General features: G+C 67.7%; 1 protein-coding gene (cut by a window edge). It reads right to left on the reverse strand.

Features of this window, described 5'->3' with window-relative positions; translation table 11 throughout:
• Window positions 1–19413 carry the 3' portion of a non-ribosomal peptide synthase/polyketide synthase gene (locus DMB37_RS02325; RefSeq protein ID WP_135237296.1) on the reverse strand. 1401 nt of this gene lie beyond the right edge of the window, so only the last 19413 of its 20814 coding nucleotides appear in the window; its start codon lies off the right edge, out of view — the gene reads right to left on this strand; its stop codon occupies window positions 1–3.

Below are 19413 nucleotides of genomic sequence, written 5' to 3' on the forward strand. Positions count from 1 at the left end.
CTACAACAGGGTGTTCAGGATGCGGCCCACCACGCTCATCATTTCGGGGCGGTCGAAGTCGCCGTGCGCACAGTCCATCTCGATGACTTCGATGTGGCCGCCGATGTAGGAGCGCCAGGCTTCTTCGAGCTCGGTCTTGGCGTCGACGGTGCGGTTGCCATCCGCATCGAGGGTGGCGCCGAAGATCGTCAGGTCGCCGTCGTAGAACGGCGAGGAGTAGCCTTCCCACAGTTTGCAGTTGTTGACGAGCACTGTCGTCAGCCGCTGCACCAATTCCAGGATGACCGGAGCGTCGAGCTGGTCGCCGAATCTGTCGTCGGCCCAGGCCTTGACGCCGGCCATGGCCTCCTCCTCGGTCACGTCGGAATCGGCGGCCGACCCTTGCGGTGGCTGACTATCCATCACAGCAACGAAGCCGACTTCCATTCCCCGACGGGACAATTCGGCCGCCATCGCCTGCGCGACCACGCCGCCGTACGACCAGCCGAGCAGATAGTAGGGGCCCTCGCTCTGGAATGTCTGTATCCGCTCGATGTAGTCCGCCACCATCTCCGCCATCGAACCCGCGGTCGGGCCACCGTCCAGGCCACGGGATTGAATGGCGTATACCGGCCGGTCCGGCAGGTGCCGCCCGAGTTGCTGGTAGAACCAGCCGAGGCCACCGCCGGGGTGCAGGCACCACAGCGGTTCGCGCGTGCCGGAACTCTTCAATGTCAGCACCGGATCGAAATCCGTTCCGACGGCGCCACCTTCGTCGAGCCGGGCGGCCAGTTTGTCGACGGTGGGGGCGTCGAAGATCACCCGGACCGGGACGTCGACACCCAGTACAGCCCGGAGTCGACTGGTGAGGCGGGTGGCCAGCAGTGAATGGCCGCCCAGTGCGAAGAAGTCGTCATCGATCCCGACTCGGTCGAGTCCCAGGATCTCGGCGAACAACTCCGTCAGCATTCGCTCCCGCTCGTCGCGCGGGGCCCGATACTCGCTGGTGGACAACAGTTCCGGGTCCGGCAGCGCGCCGCGGTCGAGCTTTCCGTTCGCCGTCAACGGCAGACTGTCCAGCACCATGACCGTGGCGGGCACCATGAACTCCGGCAGCCGCTCGCCCGCCCACCGGCGCACATCGGCCGACAGCACGCTCGCCTGCGGGCTGTTGGCATACTTCGCCAGGTCCGCCGCAGGGTCCGAAGTGAGGTACACATCGGTCAGCGGGCGGTGCTCGGCGGCGGCTTCGAGGAAGACCGCGTCCATCCGGCCGGCGATCGCCGACCAGGTGACAGCCGTGGTGTATCCGCAGTCCTGCCCCAGCAGATGCAGGTCCTCCGGCAACGCGCCCGCTCGTTCGTCATCCGAGCCGAGCACTCCTTCGAAACCGACACCGGGTGTGGCCGTGCCGGGCAGGCCCGCTCGGATCTGTTCGGTGGCCGCGATTTCGGCGAACAACCCGGCGTGCGGAATCCCGGTGACCCGGATGCCCGCACCCTGCCGAGCTCGGAGCACGGAGCGCACCTGGCCGAGGTCGGTGAACTCGACTGCCGGGATGTCGGCGACGGACCGGCGTTCCGCCGGATCCTTGTGCAGCACAATGTCGTATCGATACCGGGTCAGCTCGTTGACCGAGAACCCGCGCTTGAGCTGAATGTCGACGGCACCGAAACCGCTCACCTCGCGGCAGACACCCGCGAAGTACTCCGGCGCCAACAGCAATTCCTGCTCGGCGGCCATATCTCGACGCACCCGATCACGCACCGTCGCCGGATCCGCCTCGCCGTTGCGCGCGAGCTGTACAGCGGTCGTGAACTCCTCGAGCAGGCTCAGGTTGCGGATGTCACCGAGGAACACCGCACCGCCGGGCGCCAGTAGCGTCGAGACCTGTTCGAGCACCCGACGCAGATATCCTTCGCCGGGGAAGTACTGGACCACCGAGTTCAACACCACGGTGTCGAAGTGGTGCTTCGGCAGTCCGGTGGTGTCGTCGGCGCCGCGCACGCTCAGCACGACGCGGTCGACCCAGTCCTCGTGCAGCTCGTTCAACCGCTGGCGCAGCGTGGTGATGGTCGGGGCGGAGAAGTCCGTGGCCCAGTATTCGGCGCACTCCGGGGCCACCTGGGACAGCAGCAAGCCCGATCCCACGCCGATCTCGAGCACCCGCTTCGGCCGCAGGCCGAGAATCCGCTCGACGGTGGCCGACCGCCATTCCCGCATCTGTTCCAGGGGAATAGCGGACCCGGTGTAGCTGCTGTTCCAGCCACCGAAATCCGAACCGAACGGGACATGGCCGGTGTCTTCGTCCGTGCCGCTGTCGGCTTCGTCGGGCGCGGAGTACAGGTCGTCGTAGACCCGGCGCCACTGGCCGACCAACTCGTCCTCGCCGACCGCCGGTCCGGACCGATCCGGCACCACATAGCCGATCAGCTGTGTGCCGCCGATGTCGGTCTCGCGGGCGACGACCACCGCTTGCGACACCGAAGGATGCTGCGCCAGTACGGTTTCGACTTCGCCGGGCTCCACTCGGAAGCCGCGAATCTTGACCTGATCGTCGACTCGGCCGACGAACTCCAGCGTGCCCGACGACGTCCACCGCACCACGTCACCGGTGCGATACAACCGACCGCCTGTCGGATCGAACGGGTCGGCAACGAAGCGTGTCGAGGTCAATCCCGCACGGCCCCGATAGCCGCGCGCCAACTGCGCACCCGCCACATACAATTCACCGGCGACGCCCACCGGCACCGGCAGCAAGCCCGAATCCAGGACATACGCCCGCATATTGACCAGCGGCCGCCCGATCGGCACGGACCCTTCCGCGTCGGCGTCGGCAGTGCATGTTGTGGCGAAGACGGTGGTTTCGGTCGGTCCGTAACCATTGACCACCTCGATGTCGGCAGCCACGTTCCGCACTCTGCGCGCCAAGGCCGAGGAGAGTTCGGCGCCGCCCGCGATCACCTGGGTCACGCCGTCGAAGGCATTGCCGGGCACTGCTTCGGCGCGCTCCACCAGCACCGACAGCAGCGCCGGTGTCGCGAATATTCTCGTCACCGACCGGGTGGCGACCAGCTCGAGCATTTCGCCCGGGTCCGAACGCAATTCACTCGCCAAGACCAGTCCGCCGCCTGCGCACAACGCCGCCCACATCTCGTAGGTCGAGGCGTCGAAAGCCATCGAGGAATGCACGAGCACCCGCTCGGCCGGGCCGGTCAGCCAGCCCTGCGAGACGTGATTGACCACGTTACGGTGCGTGACGCCAACACCTTTGGGGATACCGGTCGAACCGGAGGTGTAGATCACGTACGCCAGGTTCTGCGGCCGCACCACCTGATCGAGGTCGGTCGTAGCCGCTTCGTTCAGGGGTTCGTCCAGATACAGCCGCGGCGTGCGGCCATCGGGCAAGGCGGCCGCGGTCCCCCGGTCGGTGACGACTACGACCGGCTCGGCATCGGCGAGGATGAACGCCAACCGATCCGACGGGTAGGCCGGATCGATCGGCAAGTACCCACCGCCGGCCTTCCATACCGCCAGCAACGCCACGATCAACTCCACCGACCGCGCGACCGCGACCGCGACAATGCTGTCGGAGCCGACCCCATGCGAAACCAGCACCCGAGCAAGGGATTCAGCGCGCTGGTCGAGTTCTCGATACGACACCTCGGTGTCCGCGCAGACCACCGCGACCGCCTCCGGACTCCGAGCGACCTGGGCCTCGAACAAACCGATCACGGTGAGGTCGGGGTCGATGTCGACCGCGGTGTCGTTCCACCGCCGCAACACCACTTCGCGCTCGTCGGCGTCGAGTACCTCGATCGACCGCACCGACATGCCCGGATCAGCTACGGCCGAACGCAATACGTGCACAAACCGCGCGGCGATCGCCGCGACCGTGGACCGATCGAACAGCTCCGTCGCGTATTCGATGAGCCCGTTCCACGGCAGCCCGGCCGGGGTATCGGCGATATTGAAGAACAGGTCGAAGCGCGAGGCGGCCAGCGACGCGTTGTAGGGCTCGAACCCGACGCCCGGCAGTTCCAAGTTGGCCAGGCTGTTGTTCTGGAACGCCAGCGTCACCTGGAACAGCGCATGATGGGCCGCCGAGCGGGTCGGGTTGAGCAACTCGACCAGCAACTCGAACGGTGCGTCCTGATTCTCGTACGCGGCCAGTGCTTTCGCCCTGACCTGACCGAGGACCTCGGTGAACGCCGCCCCCGGCGCCAGCCGCGTGCGCAGCACCCAGGTATTGACGAAGAAGCCGACCAGGTCCGACAGCGCCTCATCGGTGCGGCCGGCGATCGGTGAACCAAGCGGAATATCTTCTCCGGCACCGAGTTTGAACAACAGCACGGCCAGGGCCGACTGCAACACCATCGACACCGTGGCACCTTCGCGCGCCGCCAGCCGCTCCACCCCGGTCCGGGTCTCCACGTCGATGTCGAACAGCACCATGTCGCCGCGATAGCTGGCGACCCGTGGGCGCGGCCGGTCGGTCGGCAACCGCAACTGCTCCGGCAGCCCTTCGAGTTCCGCACGCCAGTACTCGAACTGCCGCACCAGCAGGCTGTCGGGATCTTCCGGCGAGCCGAGCAGTTCCCGCTGCCACAGCGTGTAATCGACATACTGCACCGGCAGCGGCGCCCACTCCGGCGCCCGATCCGCCAGCCGGGCCGCGTAGGCCACCGACAGATCCCGCAGCAGCGGCGCCATCGACCAGCCGTCACCGGCGATGTGGTGGATCAGCAGCACCACCACGCAGTCGTCCGCACCGGGACGCAGCACGGTGACCCGGATCGGGATCTGGCTGGACAGGTCGAACCCGTAGCGCACGGCCGCGGCCACCGCCGCATCCAACTCGGCCGGGTCGGTGTCGGTCACGACCACCGGCACCCCGACCGAGTCCGCGTCGAGCACCTGCTGGGCAGGCATGCCATCCGCTTCGATGAAGACGGTGCGCAGACTCTCGTGCCGTGCGATCACATCGGCGATCGCCGCGCTCAACACCGGCACCTCCAGGCCACGCATCCGCACCGCGACCGGGATGTTGTAGGTCGCCGACGGCCCTTCCAACCGGTGGATGAACCACAGTCGCCGCTGGGCGTACGACGTCGGGACCACGTCCGGCCGCGAGCGGGCCAGCAGTGCGGGCCGCAGTTGCGCGTCGGCATCGAGCCGAGTCGCCAACTGCGCCACCGTCGGCGCCTCGAAGACCGCCCGGATCGGCACCTCGATCCCGAGCGCCACCCGGATCCGGCTGGCCAGCCGGGTGGCCAGCAGCGAATGGCCGCCCAACTCGAAGAAGTTGTCGTCGATGCCAACGCGGTCGCGGCCGAGCACCTCGCCGAACAACTCGGCCAGCACCCGTTCGTCGTCGCTTCGGGGCGCGCGGTACTGCGCCGACGAGGTGAACTCCGGTGTCGGCAGCGCCTTGCGATCGAGTTTTCCGCTCACGGTCAGCGGCACCGAGTCGATCAGCAGCACCGCCGCGGGCACCATGTATTCGGGCAGCAGGTCCGCGGCGAATCGGCGCACCTGCCGCGGCTCGACCGCAGCCGAGCTCGTGCGGTCGGGCACCACATAGCCGACCAGCTGTTTGCCGCCGGTCTCGGTGTCGTGCGCCACGACGACCGCCCGCGAGACCGAAGGATGCTGGGCCAGCACGCTTTCGACCTCGCCGGGTTCGATCCGGAAGCCACGGATCTTGACCTGATCGTCGACCCGGCCGAGGAACTCCAACTGTCCGCAACGGTTCCAGCGCACCACGTCGCCGGTGCGGTACAGCCGGCCGCCACCCGCTGTGTCGAAGGGGTCGGCCACGAATCGGGCCGCCGTCATCCCCGGTCGGCCGTAGTACCCACGGGCCGTTTGGGTTCCGGCTACATACAGCTCACCCGCGACACCTACCGGAACCGGCGCCAACCACGAATCCAGCACGAAGGCGCGCACATTGGTCAACGGGTGCCCGATCGGCACGGAGCCGTTCCCGGCCGCGGCGGTATCGGCGACGCACACCGTCGCGAAGACCGTGGCCTCCGTCGGCCCGTAGCCGTTGACGACCTCGACGCCGGGAGCGACCGCCCGCAACCGGCGTGCCAGCGCGGCGGACACCTCGGCACCACCGACGACGGCCTGCGCCAGCGTGCGGAAAGGATTGCCCGGCAGGGCTTCGACCCGATCGAGCAGCACCGGCAACAGGCCCGGCGTCGAGAACAGCCTGGTTACTGCGCGGGTCTCGATCAGCTCGACCATTTCGGCGGGATCCGAGCGCAGCTCGGCGGTCAGCACGAGTGCGTGACCGCCACACAGCGTCGACCAGATCTCGTAGGTGGAGACGTCGAACGACACCGACGTATGCATCAGCACGCGGTCGCCGGGGCCGGTAGACCAGTTCTGGCACACCAGGTTCGCCACGTTGTCGTGCGTGATCGCCACGCCCTTGGGGATACCGGTGGAGCCGGAGGTGTAGATCACGTACGCCAAATTCTGCGGTCCGATTCCGGGTCGACCGTTTCGGCCCACTACGTCGAGTGTTTCGAGGTTGTCGAGGTAGAGCAGCGGTGTCGTGTCGGGCAAAATGCTTGCGGTAGCACGATCGGTCAGCACGACCACCGGTGCGGCGTCGGAGAGAATGAACGCCAGCCGATCCGACGGATAGGCCGGATCGATGGGCAGATACGCGCCACCGGCCTTCAGCACCGCCAGCATCGACACGATCAGCGCCACCGACCGTGGCACCGCGACGGCCACAATGCAATCCGGTCCCACGCCGCGCGAAATCAACACTTGGGCAAGGCGATCGGCACGGCTGTCGAGCTCTCGATACGACACTTCGGTGTCCGTGCCGATGAGCGCGACCGCCTGCGGGGTCCGGGATACCTGAGTCTCGAACAACCCCAAAAGGGTTCGGCCCGGCCCGAACGAGGCGGTGGTGTCGTTCCACCGACGCAACACGAGTTCGCGTTCCTCGGCGCCCAGCATATCGATGGCGCGCACCGGCACCTCCGGATCCGACACCACCTGCGCGAGAATTCGCACCAATCGAGCCGCCATCGCTTCCACCGCGGCCCGATCGAACGAGTCGGGGCGATATTCCAAGTGCAGCGTCAGCGTCGGCGCGGTGTTCGCGATGACCGTCAGCGGGTAGTGCGTCGGTGCGTTCGGACGCGAATCACTGATGGCGATGCCGCTGGTATCGGTGACCTCGCCGATGCCGGTGTGGTCGACCGGATAGGACTCGAACGCGATGAGCGTGTCGAACAGGACGTTCAAGCCGACGGCTTGGTGGATATCGCTCAGACCGACATGGTGATAGTCCAGCAGCACAGTCTGCCGGGTCTGCAAGTCCCTCAGCAGGTCGGCCAGGGTGCCGCGAGGGTCGAACCGGACCCGGACCGGCACGGTGTTGATGAACAACCCAACCATCGAATTCACCCCGGGGATCACCGGAGGGCGACCCGACACGGTGGCGCCCGCTATCACGTCGGGGGTGCCTGTCGCTGCGGCGAGCACGAGTCCCCAGCCGCCTTGCACGACCGTGCTGAGGGTGGTTCCGAGCTCCGTCGACCGCCGAGTCAAGGCCGCCGCGGTGTCCGGCGACAGCGGCACCTCGATCCGCGCCACCTCGGGCAACTCGGCACCATCGGTGTGCTCGGTGCCGCCCACGCTGTCGGCGAGCAGGGTGGGTTCTTGCACGCCGTCGAGTTCGCGGCGCCAGGCTCGCACGCCCTCGTCGAAGTCCTGCTCCCCCAACCACTTCAGAAACTCTTTGTATTCGAACGCGGGCGGGAGCTCAGCCGATCCGTCATACAGGCGGAACAGATCCATCACCAGCAGCGGCAACGACCACCCGTCCACCAGGACGTGGTGAGCCGTCAGTACCAACTCCCACCGATCCGCGTCCATCCGTACCAGCGTCAACCGCAGCAACGGCGGAACGGCCACATCGAAATGCGCGTCCCGGTCTTCGGCCAGCAACCGCTCCAACGCCGCATCCTCGACCGAGTCGCCCAAATCCACCAGACGCCACGGCAACTCCACCTTGTCCACGACGACCTGAACCGCGTCACCACGACGATCGGCCACAAACGCCACCCGCAAGTTCGCGTACCGGTCCAACAGTCGCTGACCGGCCGACCGCATCCGCTGCGGGTCCACCCGGCCGACCAACCCGAACACGATCTGCATGTGGTACGCGTCGAAGCCCGACCCCGCCAACACCTGATGGAACAGCAGACCCGACTGCATCGACGTCAACGGCCACACATCCACCAGGTCCGGGTACTGCTGCTCCAACACGTCGATATCGGCTTGCGCCAAGCCCTTTGCCACTACATCCGAGGGAGACAAGCCGCCCCCACCGGCCGACACATGCGCCGCCAGTCCCTCGGCGGCCTCTCGCCACAGGTCCGCCAGCTCCTGTATCTCGTTCTCTGCCAGCACTTCCGACGGCGCGGCGAATATCGCTTGCAGCACCGGCCCGTCGCTGGTGTCGAGCACTATCGTGTTGACATCCAGCACCGCCATGGCGGGCATCGATTCCAGCGCCGGATCCACCGGCGTGATCAACTGCCCGGCATCGACCGACGGCGTCCAGCCCGCGCCGCGCAGCCGGTGCGGCAGCAGGTCCGTCGAGGTGAAACGGCCGAGGTAGTTGAAGCCGATCTGCCCGGCCGAATACTGTTGCAGCACTGCGGCGGTCTCCGGATTCAGGTACCGCAGCATGCCGTAGCCCATGCCCTTGTCCGGCACCGCCCGCAACTGTTCCTTCACCGCTTTGACCAACGCGCCCGCAGCCGGGCCACCCGTGCGCAGCTCGTCCCACTCCGTAGCGGGCGCGGTCAACCGCACCGGGAACATGCTGGTGAACCAGCCGACGGTCGTCGACAAATCCGCTCCGGGAACGATGTTCTCCTGGCGGCCGTGCCCCTCCAGCCGGATCAACACCGATTCGGCGCGGACACCCTTGCGCTCGCGCCAGCGGTGCACGGCGACCGCCAAGGCCGCCAGCAATCCGTCCTCGACCCCGCCGTGGAAGGCCGTGGGCAGCGTGGTCAGCAGCACCTCGGTCGTCGGCACCGGAATACGGACCTGCGCATGGCCGACACCGGCCATGACATCGATCGACGGATCCAGTGGCCTGCTACCGAGCAGCGGATCGGGCCCGTCGAGAATCGCGCGCCACCAGGGCAATTCGGCGACCCGCTCCGGCCGGGCGGCCTGCTCGACCAAGCCGTGTGCCCAGCGCCGCATCGAAGTTCCGGTCTTGGGCAACACCGGCGTCGCCCCGGCGGACACCTCCTGCCAGGCGGCGGCGAAGTCCGGCAACAGAATCCGCCACGACACACCGTCGACCACCAGATGGTGCGCCACGATCGCCAACCAGCCCGCGCGATCGGGGCCTGCGTCGAGCCACACGAACTGCACCATCACCCCTGCGGCAGGCGCCAACCGACCGACGGCGGCGCCCATCTCGGGCATGACCGCTTCGGACATCTCCTCGACCCCGGCCACCGGTACCCGGGTCACCAATTCGTCGACGGCCACCGAACCCGCCGGCGCCACCTCGAGACCCGGCCCGCGCTCGTCGTCGACCAACCGTGACCGCATCACGTCATGGCGATCAACCACCGCCGACAAGGTCGCCACCAGCCCGGCCCGCTCGATACCGACCGGCAGATCCAGCACCATCGACTGCGTGGAACTGTCGAATCCCGCGCCCAGTTCTCGGACGAACCGAGCGACCGGCAACAACGGCATCCAGCCGACCCCACCACCGGGCAGCTCCGCCAGCACCGGACCGGCGATCTCGCGTCCTGCGGCGACCGCCGCCAACGCGCCCGCCGTCTGATGCTCGAACACCTCGCGCGGGCTGATCTCCACGCCCAACTCGCGGGCCCGTGACACCACCTGGATCGAACGGATACTGTCGCCGCCGAGTTCGAAGAAGCTGTCGTCCAACCCGACCCGCTCGAGGCCAAGGACCTCGGCGAACACGGTGGTCAGGATCTGTTCCTCCGCCGACACCGGTGCCCGGTACGCCCGCGACGAGCTCAGCTCCGGATCGGGCAGCGCCTGCCGATCCAATTTGCCGTTCGCGGTCAACGGCAGCGAGTCGAGCACCATGACCACCGTCGGCACCATGAAATCTGGCAGCCGTTCGGCCACGAAATCGCGCGCCGCGCCGCCGTCGAGCACGGGGCGGCCACCATCGACCGACCCGGCGCGGTCGGCGACCACGTACCCGATCAGCTGCTTGCCGCCGGTCTCGGTATCGCGGGCGACCACCACCGCTTGCGACACCGAAGGATGTTGTGCCAGCGCCGATTCGACTTCGCCGGGCTCGACGCGGAAGCCACGGATCTTGACCTGATCGTCGACCCGGCCGACGAACTCCAGCACCCCCGCCGCGGTCCATCGGACCACGTCACCGGTGCGATACAACCGGCCACCAACCGCATCGAAGGGGTCGGCGACGAAGCGGGCGGAGGTCAACCCGGCTCGGCCCTGATACCCCCGCGCCAGCTGTGCGCCGGCTACATACAGCTCACCCGCGAACCCGACCGGCACCGGCTGCAACCACGAATCCAGGACATACGCCCGCATATTGGCCAAGGGCCGACCGATCGGCGCCGAGCCGGCCGATACGTCATCGGCGTCGTGCACCGTCGCGAACACCGTGGTCTCGGTCGGACCGTAGCCGTTGACCACCGCCACCCGGTCGGCGATCCGCTTCACCCGGTGCACCAGCGCGGCGGGCAGTTCGGCGCCACCGGCAATCAGCTGGGTCAGGCGCGCCAACGCGTTGGCGGGCAAAGTCTCTGCGTGGTCGAGCAACACTGCCAGCAGCGCCGGGGTCGCGAACATCCTTGTCACCGCGCAAGAGGCGATCAAGTCCAGCATCTCGGCCGGATCCGAACGCAGCTCGCTCGTCAATACCAGTCCGGCGCCCGAGCACAGGGCTGCCCACATCTCGTAGGTCGAAGCGTCGAAAGCCATCGACGAATGGACAAGCACGCGTTCGTCCGGGCCGGTCAGCCAGCCCTGCGAGACGTGGTTCACCACGTTACGGTGGGTGACGCCAACACCTTTGGGAACACCGGTCGAGCCCGACGTGTAGATCACGTAGGCCAGATTCTGCGGCCGGACCTCGGCTCGGCCGTCTCCGTCCGCTACGTCTACTGCGTCGAGTGCGTCGAGAAAGAGCAGCGGGGCTACGGTTTCCGGCAGAATGCTCGCGGTGGCGCGATCGGTCACCACAACGACTGGTGCGGCGTCGGAAAGAATGAACGCCAGCCGATCCGACGGATAGGCCGGATCGATGGGCAGATACGCGCCACCGGCCTTCAGCACCGCCAGCAACGACACGATCAACTCCACCGAACGCGGCAATGCCACCGCGACGAGGCAGTCCGGACCCACACCGCGCGAACTCAGCACTCGCGCAAGGCGATCCGCTCGGCTGTCGAGCTCCCGGTACGACACTTCGCCACCCGCGCCGACCAAGGCGACGACCTCCGGAACCCGAGCGGCCTGCGCCTCGAACAGCCCGATGACGGTGGTGTCCGGGATGTCGATCGCGGTGTCGTTCCACCGGTGCAACACCAGCTCGCGCTCGTCCGGGCCCAGGAGATCGATCGCGGCCACCGGTGTCGCCGGGTCCGCGACCACCTGCTGCAAGATCCGCACCAACCGGTCCGCCATCGCCTCGACCGCGGTGCGGTCGAACGAATCGCAGCGATAGTCGAGGTACAGCGTCAAGGTGGGCGCTGCGCCCGCGATGACGGTCAACGGGTAATGCGTCACCGAGTTCGGACGCAGATCGCTGATCGTGATCCCGCTGGTGTCGGTGGCCTCCTCGAGGCCGGTGTGATCGACCGGGTACGACTCGAACGCGATGAGCGTGTCGAACAGGACGTTCAACCCGACGGCCTGGTGGATATCGCTCAGACCGACGTGGTGATAGTCCAGCAGGGCAGTCTGTCGACCTTGCAACTCGGTCAGCAGACCGGCGAGGGTGTCACGCGGGCCGAACCGCACCCGCACGGGCACGGTATTGATGAACAACCCGACCATCGAATCAACGCCCGTGATCTCCGCGGGACGACCCGAGACCGTGGCGCCGACGATCACGTCCTGGCGTCCGGTCGCCGCGGCGAGCAGGATGCCCCACGCGGCCTGGACGACGGTGTTCACGGTGACGCCGAGTTCGCCCGCCCGCCTGCTCAATGCCGTACCGACAGCCGCGGTCAGCGGCACCCCGACCCGCTCGACACCGACGGCTGCCTCATCGGTCCCGCGCACACTGCTCGCGAGCAAGGTGGGTTCGTGGACACCGTCGAGCTCGCGGCGCCACGCCCGCACGCCTGCTTCGATATCCTGCTCGCCCAGCCACTTCAAGAACTCCTGGTAAGCGGCTGGCTGCGGCAAGGCAGCACGCACACCGTCGGAGCTGTAGAGGCGCAACAGATCTCGGATGATCAGCGGCAGCGACCAGCCGTCCATCAGGACGTGATGGGCGGTCATGACCAACTCCGCACGGCGCTCGCTCATCAGCACCAGCGTCAAACGCAGCAGCGGCGGGACCGCCATGTCGAAATGGGCGTGGTCATCTTCGACGAGCAGTCGGTCCAACGCCGCATCCCGCTCGGCTTCGTCACGATCACGCAGATCCACTACCCGCCATGGCAATTCGACGTCGGCCACGACGGCCTGCACCGGCTTACCATGCGGGCCAGGGGCGAAGGCCACCCGCAGATTCGGATACCGATCGAGCAACCCCTGTCCCGCCGCGCGCATCCGCTCCGGATCCACCTGTCCGGCGAGCCCGAACACCACCCGCATGTGGTACGCGTCGAATCCCGAGCCGGCCAGCGCCTGATGGAACAGCAAGCCCGACTGCATCGGCGTCAATGACCACACATCCGCCAAGTCCGGGTACCGCGCCTCTAATACCTCGATCTCGTGCTGCCCCAGCCGGACCAGCGGCAAGTCCGACGGCGTCAAACCGCCCGCACCCGGCATTCCGGCATGTTGCGCCAGGCCCGTCAGCGCACTGCGCCACAGTTCGGCAAGATTCGCGGTCTCAGCCTCGGCGAGCACTCCCTCCGGTGCCGCGAACACCGCACGCAGCACCGGGCCGTCGCTGGTATCGACGACCATCGTGTTGACATCCAGTACCGCCAACGCGGCCATCGCCGGATCGGGGGCCGCACTGGCCGCCGCACCGTCCGCCGCCGGTGTCCAGCCCGCGCCGCGCAGTCGTTGCGGCAGCAGATCCGCGGCGTTGAACCGACCGAGGTAGTTGAACCCGATCTGGCCGGTCGAATACCGTTGCAGCACACCGGCGGTGTCCGGATTGAGGTAACGCAGCAGGCCGTACCCGATGCCCTTGTCCGGTGTCGCACGCAGTTGTTCCTTGATCGCCTTCAGCAAGGATCCCGCGGCCGGGCCGCCCGCGCAGAGCTCCGCCCAGGGCGACCGAGCGGCGGACAGTCGCACCGGGAACACACTCGTGAACCAGCCGACCGTACTGGACAAGTCGGCACCCGGAACCGTGTCTTCCTCGCGGCCGTGGCCTTCCAACCGGATCAGCACCGGCTGCTCGGCGTCGCTGCGGCCGTTGGTATCCCGCCAATGCGTGATCGTCGCCGCCAAAGCGGCCAACAACCCGTCCTCCACACCGCCGTGGAACACAGCGGGCAGCGTGGTCAACAACGCCTCGGTCACCGCCACCGGAAGCTCGACATCGACGTGCCGCACGGTCGCCATCACATCGACTGCCGGATCGACCGGCCGCGCACCCAGCATCGGGTCCGGGCCGTCCACTACCGAACGCCACCACGACAACTGCTCCGTCAGCTGTGGCGCGGCCGCCTGCTCGACCAATCCGTGCGCCCAGCGCCGCACCGAGGTTCCCGTCCTCGGCAACACCGGTGTCTCTCCCGCCGACACCGCCTGCCACGCGGAGGCCAAGTCCGGCAACAAGATCCGCCACGACACACCGTCGATCACCAGATGATGCGCCACGATCGAAAGCTGACCGCTCTGAGCGGGTCCCGCATCGAACCACACGAGCTGCACCATCACCCCGGCCTGCGGCGCGAGCCGGTGCACGGCCGCATCGACCTGTTCGGTGATCATCTCGGTCCGCTGCGCCGAATCCTGTTCGGGGACAGCCAGCTCGACACGATGCAGCAACTGGCCCACATCCACCGAACCCACCGGCCCGACCTCGAGACCCGCCCCGCGTTCGTCGTCGACCAACCGCGACCGCAGCACATCATGGCGATCGATCACCGCCGACAACGTCGCCAGCAGTCCCGCCCGATCAATACCCGTCGGCAGGTCCAGCAGCATCGACTGGGTGAACCGATCGAACCCCGCGCCCAGCTCACGCACGAACCGAGCCGCGGGCAACAACGGTAGCCAGCCCACGCCGCCACCGGGCAACTCGCTCAGTACCGGACCGGTCGCTCCACGTCCGCGGGCTATCGCGGCCAACGCTGCCGCGGTCTGATGCTCGAACACCTCACGCGGGCTGACCTCCACCCCGGCTTCGCGCGCCCGTGACACCACTTGGATCGAGCGAATACTGTCCCCGCCCAGCTCGAAGAAGCTGTCGTCCACCCCTACTCGCTCGAGACCGAGCACCTCGGCGAACACCGTCGCCAGGACTCCTTCCTCAGTGCTGCGCGGCGCGCGATACCTCGTCGACGCGGTGAATTCGGGATCCGGCAGCGCGGCCCGATCGAGTTTCCCGTTCTGGGTCAACGGCACCGCGTCGATCACCAGCACCACCACGGGCACCATGAACTCGGGCAGGCGCGCGGCGGCGAACTCGCGCACGGCACCGCCGTCGAGTTCGACTGCGCCGGAATCGGATCGATCCGCGACGACGTAGCCGACCAACTGCTTGCCGCCACCGACGTCGCTTGCCACGACCACCGCTCGCGACACCGAAGGATGCTCTGCCAGTACGGTTTCGACCTCGCCGGGTTCGACCCGGAAACCGCGGATCTTGACCTGTTCGTCGGCCCGGCCCGCGAACTCCAGCTGCCCGGAGTTGTTCCAGCGCACCACATCGCCGGTCCGATACAGTCGCCCACCGGCCGAATCGAACGGGTCCGCCACAAACCGTGCCGCGGTCATCCCAGCTCGACCGTGGTAGCCACGCGCCAGATGCGCACCGGCCACATACAACTCACCGGTGACGCCCACCGGCACCGGCGACAACCACGAATCCAGCACGTATACCCGCACATTGCCCAGCGGGCGGCCGATCGGGACAACGCTCCCGACCTCGCTCCCCGCCGCGCATTCGGTCACCAGGACCGTGGTCTCCGTCGGCCCGTAACTATTGACGACCTCGACCTCGGCGTTGCGTGCGTGCAACTTCCGCACCACGCTCGCGGGCAGCTCCGCACCGCCGACGATGACCCGTCTCAGCGTCCGCAGGGGGTTGCCGGGCATGGACTCGACATAGTCGACCAAGGCGGACAGCAACGGTGGCGTCGCGATCATCTTCGTCACCGATTGTGCCTCGACCAGCCGGGTGATCTCCGCGAGGTCCGAACGCGGCTCCTCGGCCACGACCAGTGCCGCGCCACCGACCAGCGCGGGCCAGATCTCATAGGCGGAGGCATCGAAGGCCAGCGAGTGGTGGGTCAGCGCCCGATCCCCGGCACCCACCGCACGCACCTGGGTGAGCAGGTTCAGCACGTTACCGTGGGTGATGGCAACACCTTTGGGGACGCCGGTCGAACCCGACGTGTAGGTCATATACGCCAAGTTCAGCGGACCGACCCGAGCAGGCACCGGTCCGGACACTGCGGGGTCGAGCCGGTCGAGGTAGAGGTGCGGTGTCGCAGTCGGGGGCAGCAGCCCTGCGGTCGCGGCATCGGTCACGACAGCGAACGGCGCGGCATCGGTGAGGACGAACGCCAACCGCTCCGGCGGGTAGGCCGTGTCGAGCGGGAGGTACCCACCACCGGCCTTCAACACACCCAGCAGCGCCACGATCAACTCCGCCGACCGTGGCAGCGCGACCGCGACGATGCTGTCCGGCCGCATTCCTTGCGAAATGAGCACGCGCGCAAGCTGGTCGGTTCGACTGTCGAGCTCTCGATAGGACAGCTCGGTGTCCCCGCTGACGACGGCCGGTGCGTCCGGAGCCGCGTGGACCCGTGCCTCGAACAGCCCGACGAGCGTGTCGTCCACGACCTCAGCGGTGGTGTCGTTCCACCGGCGCAACACCAGCTCGCGTTCCTCGGCGCCGAGCACGTCGATCGACCCCACCGCGGCCGCCGGGTCCGCCACCAGCTGCCGCAGCAGCCGCACCCACCGCTGCGTCATCGCCTCGATGGTGGAACGGTCGAACAGATCGGTGGCGTACTCGACGAGCCCGGTCCACTGCTCACCGACGGGCGCGTCCGCGATATTGAACGACAGGTCGAACCGTGCGGTCGCGGTGAACGCGGAATAGGACTCGATCCGCACCTCCGGCAATTCGAGGGTGGGCAAGGCGTTGTTCTGGAAGGCCAAAGACACCTGGAACAACGGATGGTGCGCCGCTGAGCGAGCCGGTTTCAGCAACTCGACCAGCAATTCGAACGGCGCATCCTGATTCTCGTACGCGGCCAACGCTTTCGACCTGACCTGGCCGAGGATCTCGGTGAACGACGCCCCCGCTACCACCGGCGCCCGCAATACCAAGGTGTTGACGAAGAACCCGACCAGCTCGGCCAGCGCGTCGTCGGTCCGGCCCGCAATCGGCGTCCCGATCGGAATGTCCTCCCCGGCACCATGTTTGAACAGCAGCACGGACAACGCCGATTGCAGCACCATCGACACCGTCGCACCCTCGCGGCGCGCGAGATCCTCCACGGCGGTACGGATCTCCGGATCGATGTCGAAGCTCACCACGTCGCCGCGGTAGCTCGGCACGCGCGGCCGCGGCCGATCGGTCGGCAAGGGCAGTTCCTCGGGCAACCCGTCGAGTTCGGTACGCCAGTACTCGAACTGCTGCGACAGCACACTGTCCGGATCGGTCTGCGACCCCAGCAGTTCCTGCTGCCACAGCGTGTAGTCCGCGTACTGGACCGGCAACGGCTGCCACTCCGGCCGCCGGCCCTGCCGCCGCGCCGCGTACGCCGTCGACAGATCGCGCAGCAGCGGCGCGGCGGACCAGCCGTCGGCGGCGATGTGGTGGATCAGCACCAGGACAACGCATTCGTCGGCGCCGGACCGCACCACCGTGACCCGGATCGGGATCTGCGCGGACAGATCGAACCCGTAGCGGGCCGCAGCGCTCACCGCGGCGTCCACCTCGCCGGGAGCCGGGTCGGTCACCGTGACCGGCACCTCGAGGCCGTCGGCGTCGACTACCCGCTGGGACGGCACGCCATCGGTCTCCACAAAGATCGTGCGCAGGCTCTCGTGTCGAGCCACGACATCACCGATCGCGGCGGCCAACGCCGCCACATCCACCCCGTGGAACCGCGCCGCCACCGGGATGTTGTAGTTGGCCGACGGCCCTTCCAGCCGGTGGATGAACCACAACCGCCGCTGCGCGAACGACAACGGCAGCACCGCCGGCCGCAGCCGCGTCGACAGCACCGGCCGCAGCCGGGTACGGTCGCCCAGCCGAATTGCCAACTGCGCCACCGTCGGCGCATCGAATATCGTCCGGATCGGGACCTCGACGCCGAGCACCACCCGGATCCGGCTGGCCAGGCGGGTCGCCAGCAGCGAGTGACCGCCCAGCGCGAAGAAGCTGTCGTCCAGCCCGACCCGCTCGTGGCCGAGGACCTCGGCGAACAGCTCGGTCAGCATCTGTTCCTGGATACTGCCCGGGGCCCGATACCGCACCGAGGACCGCAGCTCCGGGACCGGCAACGCCGCTCGGTCCAACTTCCCGTTCGCGGTCAACGGCACACTGTCGATCACCATCACCACCGACGGCACCATGAAGTCCGGCAACCGCTCGGCCGCGAACCGGCGCACCTGCGCACCGTCGAGACGATTGGCGGCCACGCGTTCGGCGCCGCAGGGCCGCCCGTTCGTCCGCCCGCGTCCGTTGCCCGCGACCGAACCGGTCCGCTCGGCAACCACGTACCCGATGAGCTGCTTGTCGCCGGTTCCGGTGTCGCGCGCCACCACCACCGCGTTCGATACCGAAGGATGTTGCGCCAGCACGGTTTCTACCTCGCCGGGTTCCACGCGGAAGCCACGGATCTTGACCTGATCGTCGGCCCGGCCCGCGAACTCCAGCTGCCCGGAGTTGTTCCAGCGCACCACATCACCGGTGCGATACAGCCGACCACCCGTGGGATCGAAGGGGTCGGCGACGAACCGTGCAGCGGTCAGCCCGGCCCGGCCGTGATAGCCGCGCGCCAGTTGGGCGCTGGAGACATACAACTCCCCCGCAACGCCCACCGGCACCGGCGTCAGCCACGAATCCAGGACGAACACTCGGGCATTGGCCACCGGGGCACCGATCGGCACCACCGCACCCGCCGCGTCGGCGGGGACCTCGTAGGACGTCACGTCGACCGTCGCCTCGGTCGGGCCGTACAGGTTGTCGATCCGGATGTCTCCCCAGCTGTCCCGCAGTGCGTGCACCAACCCGGACGGGAGCGTGTCGGCGCCCGTATTCACCTGCGTCAGGCTGCGGAAAGGGTTGTCGGACAGATATTCGACGTGCTCGACCAACGCCGCCAGCAAGGGTGGCGTGGCGAACATCTTGGTCACCGACCGGGTCTCGATCAGCCGGGTGATCTCCGCCAGATCCGAGCGCCGCTCACCGGCCACCACCAAGCTCGCCCCGCCGCACAGCGCGGGCCAGATCTCGTAGGTGGAGGCGTCGAACGCGATCGACGAATGCACCAGAACACGATCCTCGGTACCCGCCGACCAGGCCTGCACGACCAGGTTCACCACGTTGCGGTGGGTGATGCCAACACCTTTCGGCACACCGGTGGAGCCGGAGGTGTAGATGACATACGCCAAATTCTGCGGCCGCGCCGGGATCGGATCTCGGCCACTCCGGTCCTCGACCGCCGGTGCATCGATATACAGGTGCGGTGTCGCATTGTGTGGCAGGGCATCCGAGGTCGCACGATCGGTCACGACGACAACCGGCGCGGCATCGGTGAGGACGAACGCCAGCCGATCCGAGGGATAGCCCGGATCGATCGGCAGATACCCACCACCGGCTTTCACCACACCCAGCAACGCCACGATCAACTCCACCGAACGCGGCAATGCCACGGCGACGAGGGTGTCCGGACCCACACCGTGCGAAACCAGCAGGCGGGCAAGTCGTTCCGCGCGGCTGTCGAGTTCCCGATAGCTCACCTCTGCCGTACCGCAGACCACCGCGGTCGCGTCTGGTGTCCGAGCGGCCTGTGCCGCAAACAATCCGGCCAGGGTGGC

The organism is Nocardia sp. CS682 (assembly GCF_004634405.1).
Lineage (GTDB): Bacteria > Actinomycetota > Actinomycetes > Mycobacteriales > Mycobacteriaceae > Nocardia > Nocardia ninae.